This window comes from Paenimyroides tangerinum, assembly GCF_003865405.1.
GTDB lineage: Bacteria > Bacteroidota > Bacteroidia > Flavobacteriales > Flavobacteriaceae > Flavobacterium > Flavobacterium tangerinum.
This window is the reverse complement of record NZ_RQVQ01000077.1, coordinates 1-5,531: the sequence shown is the minus strand read 5'-3', so window position 1 is coordinate 5,531 and position 5,531 is coordinate 1. Positions and strand designations below refer to the sequence as shown.

General features: G+C 28.8%; 8 protein-coding genes. All 8 read right to left on the bottom strand.

The window, feature by feature from the left end; all coding sequences use genetic code 11:
* Nucleotides 1–20: 20 nt before the first annotated feature.
* Nucleotides 21–509, bottom strand: coding sequence for a hypothetical protein (locus EG240_RS16035; RefSeq protein WP_125020342.1), 489 nt, complete (start codon nt 507–509; stop codon nt 21–23).
* 226 nt (nt 510–735) lie between these two features.
* A complete protein-coding gene (locus EG240_RS16030) occupies nt 736–1,278 on the bottom strand; it encodes a hypothetical protein (RefSeq protein WP_125020341.1) in 543 nt (180 codons plus the stop codon).
* Nucleotides 1,279–1,504: 226 nt separating this feature from the next.
* The gene (locus tag EG240_RS16025; RefSeq protein WP_125020340.1) at nt 1,505–1,954 is read right to left on the bottom strand and encodes an HAD family hydrolase; all 450 of its coding nucleotides are present in this window, start codon (nt 1,952–1,954) and stop codon (nt 1,505–1,507) included.
* A 230-nt stretch (nt 1,955–2,184) separates the two neighbouring features.
* Nucleotides 2,185–2,604, bottom strand: coding sequence for a hypothetical protein (locus tag EG240_RS16020; RefSeq protein WP_125020339.1), 420 nt, complete (start codon nt 2,602–2,604; stop codon nt 2,185–2,187).
* A 239-nt stretch (nt 2,605–2,843) separates the two neighbouring features.
* Nucleotides 2,844–3,242 (bottom strand): hypothetical protein, encoded by a 399-nt coding sequence (locus tag EG240_RS16015; RefSeq protein ID WP_125020338.1) that lies wholly within the window; start codon nt 3,240–3,242, stop codon nt 2,844–2,846.
* 63 nt (nt 3,243–3,305) lie between these two features.
* Entirely contained in the window at nt 3,306–3,467 is a 162-nt protein-coding gene (locus EG240_RS16585; protein ID WP_158612044.1) for a hypothetical protein, read from the bottom strand.
* The gene (locus EG240_RS16010) at nt 3,457–5,178 is read right to left on the bottom strand and encodes a S41 family peptidase (RefSeq protein ID WP_125020337.1); all 1,722 of its coding nucleotides are present in this window, start codon (nt 5,176–5,178) and stop codon (nt 3,457–3,459) included. Before EG240_RS16010 ends, EG240_RS16585 begins: the two co-directional genes overlap by 11 nt.
* A gap of 163 nt (nt 5,179–5,341) precedes the next feature.
* The coding region (locus EG240_RS16735) for a hypothetical protein (RefSeq protein ID WP_203229335.1) at nt 5,342–5,531 on the bottom strand (190 nt) is incomplete at its 5' end.

The following is a 5,531-nucleotide window of genomic DNA, read 5'->3' as shown; positions in this document are numbered from 1 at the left end:
GCCGTTGCGCTATGCTCACTTTAATCCGCTGAAGGTGGTATACTATAGCCGTTTTTTGCAGTTGACCCAGTTTGTAAAGTAATTGATTCTTTAATTATTTTTTGAAAATATTCTCTTTCAAATCTTATTACGAAACCAGATTTTCCATAAGTGTCCCACATTCCAAATGATTCAACATCACTAAGAATCCAACAACTTACAAATCTTTTTTTTTGTTTTTCTATTAAGTATTCCTGAATTTCATTTAATCTTATTTTGCTTTTTTCAATAATATTTTCCCAAAGTTGTTCAAATATTTCTGGATTTGCATTTTCAGGTTTTGATAAAGTTAAAAATTTTAATTCATTTATATCATAAGGTTCTATATTCTCTAAGTTATCTTCGAAAGTATCTAATCTTGCAAGATAAATACTGTTAGTATCTAGAAAATCAATAAGTTTATCAATTGTTAAATATCTGTAAACGTACTTTTCAGTGATTTCTTTTGTATGATGTGTATCCCATTTCATTATTTACGATGTCGTTTGGAAAAATTGGCTATAACGGGACGAAGCTTGGCGCAGTGGCGAAAAAATAAAGCCAAAACTTTACGATTAACCAAAACTAAGCAACGCCTTTTTATTTTATAAATTTAATGTTTTAAAATTAATTGGCGCTTGCGAAAAAAAAGAAAACTAACTTAATAATTTGCCTTTACTTGCCATTGCACCAAACTTGTGTTGTACGATGTGCATTTTACCAGCTTATTCTTCTAATCAATATTGTTTTATCGTCATCAAATAATCCAACATAATAATTTTTTCCACCTTCAATTTCATAAGTGTATTGACGAGATATTTTAGCTTTTGTCTTCTGAAGTGTAATTTTCGTTTCTGAGGAATGTCGTTTGTCATCCTTAATTTCTTCAAACTTCAGTTTTTCAAGTTGAACTTTCAGTTTTTCAGTTTCTTCTTTCGTAGTTTCAAACAAAAAAACAGAAGTGTAGTCACCAAAATGGTCAGGAAAAGTTGCGTCTTTATAAATGAATTTTGAGTTTTTAGGAAATTCTATTTGTGTTACTTCTTTGAAGTCATCTTCGTAAAAGTCTTCGCTAGGATATATAGCAGTCCAAATCGAATAAATTAATAGTAGAGTCGGAGCAAATGCAACATATTTGTAAGGTTTATTTGGGAATTTTCTTTTGAGATATTTATATAGGAAGTATGTAATCGAAATTGGTATTCCTATAATCAACAAAAAAGCTAAAATAATAGCTCCGAAAAATATTATTCCATCCATTTTTAGTTCAGAGTTTTTACGTTGAAGCTTGGTCTTTGCATATCGCACAACGGGACGAAGCTTGGCGCAGTGGCAAAAAAACAAAGAAAAAACTTCGAGATAAGCCAAAACTAAGCAACGCCTTTTTGATTTTTAAATTTAATAAATAAAATTGAATAGGCGAGTGCGAGAAAAAAGAAAACCAACTTAATAATTTGCTTTTACTTGCCATTGAGCCAAACTTATGTTAGCCGTTCGTTTTTATTTTATTGATTATTTTTTCGTTCCATTTCTGGTCGTTTGGTTCAACGATTAAAACATTAAAATTATATTTTTCGCTTTCAATTTCAACACCTTTTGAATCGTCAATATGTAAGTCAAAGTCAAAAGCTTTTGGAAATTTTGAAGAATAAATTTTTAACGATTCAAGTTTCTTTTTATTTTCAGTTTGATTTACAATTCTATTAATTTTAATATTATAACACCAAAATGTAAACCGAATTCTTCTTTTACTTCGAAATGAAGTTGTATAAATGTTTATTCGATGTCCGTCATTTTGTAAAATTGTGACAACTTCTTTCGTACCTTTTCTAAGTTTTTCTACTTTAAAAATCTTAGTTTTCCAATTATCCTTTTCCGTTTCAAACTCATTCCCGTTTGGAATTAATGTACTATCTAAATCAAAACTTATATTCATAAATTTAGTTTTCTTAAAATGACGGCTAACGGGACGAAGCTTGGCGCAGTGGCGAAAAAATAAAGCCAAAACTTTACGATTAACCAAAACTAAGCAACGCCTTTTTAATTTTTAAATTTAATAAATAAAATTGAAATAGGCGATTGCGAAAAAAAGAAAACAAACTTTGAGATTAGCCTTTAATCGCCATTGAGCCAAACTTGTGTTAGCCGTTCGGTTTTAATTTCATTTTATAAAAACCAAGTAAATATAGAATAGATTCCTATAATTATGGAAAAAATTATAACACCGATTATAACTAAGCAACCATATTTAAAAACACTGTCTTTAAAAGATTCTTTGTAAGGTTTATCTTTAATTTTATCAGTTCTGCTTTCAGAAATTGGTTTGATATAGCCGATTAATTCACCTTCAATCCATTTTTCTTTAAAACCAAAATCTATATAATTTTTTTCTTTATTTTTAATTACATCTTCAGAATCTCTCGAAGCTTTTAGAAGTTCACAGGCAAACAATTCAAATCCATCTTTGTTTGCTTTTATATGCATTTCATCTTCGTTATCTTGAAAATATAATCCAAAAGTTGCTGTATCTTTAGAAGATTGATTTTCTAATTGCTCAATTATTTTGTTTAAATCTTCTTTTTTCAAAATGTAGAATAATTAATTTCTATCGTTTTTTAAACTGACGGCTAACGGGCCGCAGCTTCGCGAAGTGCGGGAATTTCACAAAACCAAGTTTAAAGAAAATCCCAAAACACAAGCAAAACATTTTGGCTTTTGTAAATTTAATATTTTTTACAAAACGAAATGTAATTGCGACTTAAAAAGCCAAAACTTTAAAGAAAGCCTTACACCGCATTTTGCGAAACTGATGTTATATGTAGCTTTTATTTTAAAATTTGCAATATTGATTCATAATCTACTCCTAAACGAAATAGTATGAATTCAGCATATTTTTTATTACTGTTTCTGTAATCATCAAAGTCAGACATAAGTTCAGTCGCATAAAGCATTTCGTTCAGCGTCATTCCTTGTAGATTTTCTTTTTGTGTTTCAATTTGTTTGCTTACTTTTTCTTGAAATTTAAACCAATTCAGATTAAGTTCAATTCGTTTAATTATTTCATTGTCGGCATCATTGTAAATATCTCTTAGTTCAAATTCAGCGCTATTTTTTTTGAATTCAGTAATTCCAAGATTAAATAAAGCTTGAGCAAATCTTTGATTAGGATTTTCTTCCAAATACGTAGATATAAGTTTTAATATTTCGGAATGCTGTTTCTTCATAAAGTTACATATAACGGAAAAAGTATTGGCGAAGTGGCGGATAAATTGGACGAAAAGTTCAATTTAGCTGTAACGTAGCCGATGTGTTTCCACAGAAGCTAAATTATTAAAAAAAGCTGAATGTGGAACACATTCGGCGACTAAATGTGCAGGAACTTTCAATTTTGCACTTAACCCGCCATTTTGCCAATGCGATGTTATGTGAGGTTTTTGTTTATATTCCAATTATTTCAATACATTTTTCTAAAACCTCGTCTTTATTTTCTTGAATTCCCTTTACAGATTTTTTTATATGATGGTCAATTTTAATACCTACTCTTTGGGTTGGTTTCATATCGGGATAATAAATTCCAATTCCTGTAAATATTGTTTCAATTTTACCAGGAAAATGAAACATCGTAATATTTCCGTCTGAACCAGCGGTTTGACTACCAACTACCTTGGTGTTAGATGAACTTTGAAGTGCCATAGTAAAAAATTCGCTTGCACTTTGCGTGTTTTCATCTACTAAAACATAAAGGTTTCCTTTAAAATGAGATTCGTTATTTTGCCCTAAACGATAGCCTTTTTTACTACGTAAAAGTCCTGGACAATTTACATCTGAATAGGTTGAATTAAAAAAATCAGATTCTTTAGGAAGTAAAAAATTGGCAAGGTTTATCATAATATTGTCATAAATACCACTTCTTAAATCTAATATTAAATTAGGAACGTCTTTTACTTCTTCAATATTGATATTTAAGTTACTTTTTGTAAGGTGATTTACGTCTAAATAATAAATATCTTCTGACATTTTATTGACAAGAACAGATTTTTTGAGAGTACTTTCTGTTTTAGATTCTTCTTCTCTATAATTAGAGTAATCTTGTAATTCTATGTCTATATTTTTTTGTACTCCATCTCTTAGAATTACTAAACTCATTTGATTGTCAGTATTGCTGAGCAAATAAGGATTAATAATTCGCCTTTCAGAAGGTGGATTCGCTCCTTTAAAAACTTTGTTTAGCTCATCATAACGTTCTTTTAAAGGTTCGTTATTCATTTTGAGAATTATGTCGCCAACTTTTAATTGTTTATCATCGTATTTTTCTGTTCTTATTTTAGAAATAATGAAAGTTGTGTCTATGTATTCAATCCTAAAATTAGGGGTAAATCGTCCGAATACTTTTTCGTCTAAAATATCGGAACGAACCATTGAATGACAATCATATAATTTACTTGATAATTCTTGCACAACTAAATGATATTCGGAAACGTCAGAAGAATTTGCAAATTTTGGAATAAATTCTAATAAAACTTTATCCCAATTTTCTTCTAAATCATTTTTATAAACGAAAAAGTAATTGATAATATTCCAATATCTTGCTAATCCTAATAATCTGATGCTTTGTTGTGGAAATTCATTTTCTGAATATTTTTTCTCGTTGTTAAATTTAAGATTTCCTATTCTGCTATTATTAATGAATTTGGAATTTTTGTTGTTTCTGTTTTCAAAAATATGATTTAATTTTTCAGAAATGGTTTTGTTAAAATAACTGGAATTAAACCAATTATTGTCAATTAAAGAGTAATCTTTTATATCGTTTTTATTAGCTTTTATTTCAAGTTTTGGAAAAATGGAAATGGTGTTGTCAATAAAATTGATATACTCATTGTTATCCATATTAGGAATTTTATTGATATTTGAGATAAAATAATCATCCCAATCAATCTCAATGCTTTCAAAATCGGCATTATATTTTAGAAATCCCCAAACTTTAATAAAATAATAAGTTTTTCCTTTTGCATTAAAACCGGTTAAATTAACTTCACTAATATATTTTTTGGAAGTAAAAACACTGTCAGTTTTTGGATTTATTGGAATGTTTTGAGAACTTGAACCAGTACAAGAAGTAATAAAAAGCAATGTAAAAAGTAGGGTAAAATAACGTAACATTAAAGGTATTTTAATAGATTTTTATTGTTAACGAAAAACAAAATACAAATATTGTGTTTCTTAAATTCCGTTAATATTTTTTCTTCGGTATGTTTTCTCAAAATCTCACATAACGTTTCGGGGCTTGGCGTCAGTGGCGGAAATTGAAGCGAAAAGTTTCAATTTAGCGACACAGTAAGCAAAAGCCAATTAATTGAATAAATTTAAGAAAAAAGTCAATATAATTGGCTTTTTGCGGAATAGAAAGCCGAAACTTCAATTTAGCCTTAACCCGCCATTGCGCCAAACCCTTGTTGTACGAAGTTTTAACTTGAACAGTTTTGGACTCCTTTCCATATAAAATAAGCTTAAAT

Bases quoted from the DNA above. Each gene is read 5' to 3' on its own strand.
- EG240_RS16035 (WP_125020342.1), bottom strand. From the start codon at position 509: ATGAAATGGGATACACATCATACAAAAGAAATCACTGAAAAGTACGTT.
- EG240_RS16030 (WP_125020341.1), bottom strand. From the start codon at position 1,278: ATGGATGGAATAATATTTTTCGGAGCTATTATTTTAGCTTTTTTGTTG.
- EG240_RS16025 (WP_125020340.1), bottom strand. From the start codon at position 1,954: ATGAATATAAGTTTTGATTTAGATAGTACATTAATTCCAAACGGGAAT.
- EG240_RS16015 (WP_125020338.1), bottom strand. From the start codon at position 3,242: ATGAAGAAACAGCATTCCGAAATATTAAAACTTATATCTACGTATTTG.
- EG240_RS16010 (WP_125020337.1), bottom strand. From the start codon at position 5,178: ATGTTACGTTATTTTACCCTACTTTTTACATTGCTTTTTATTACTTCT.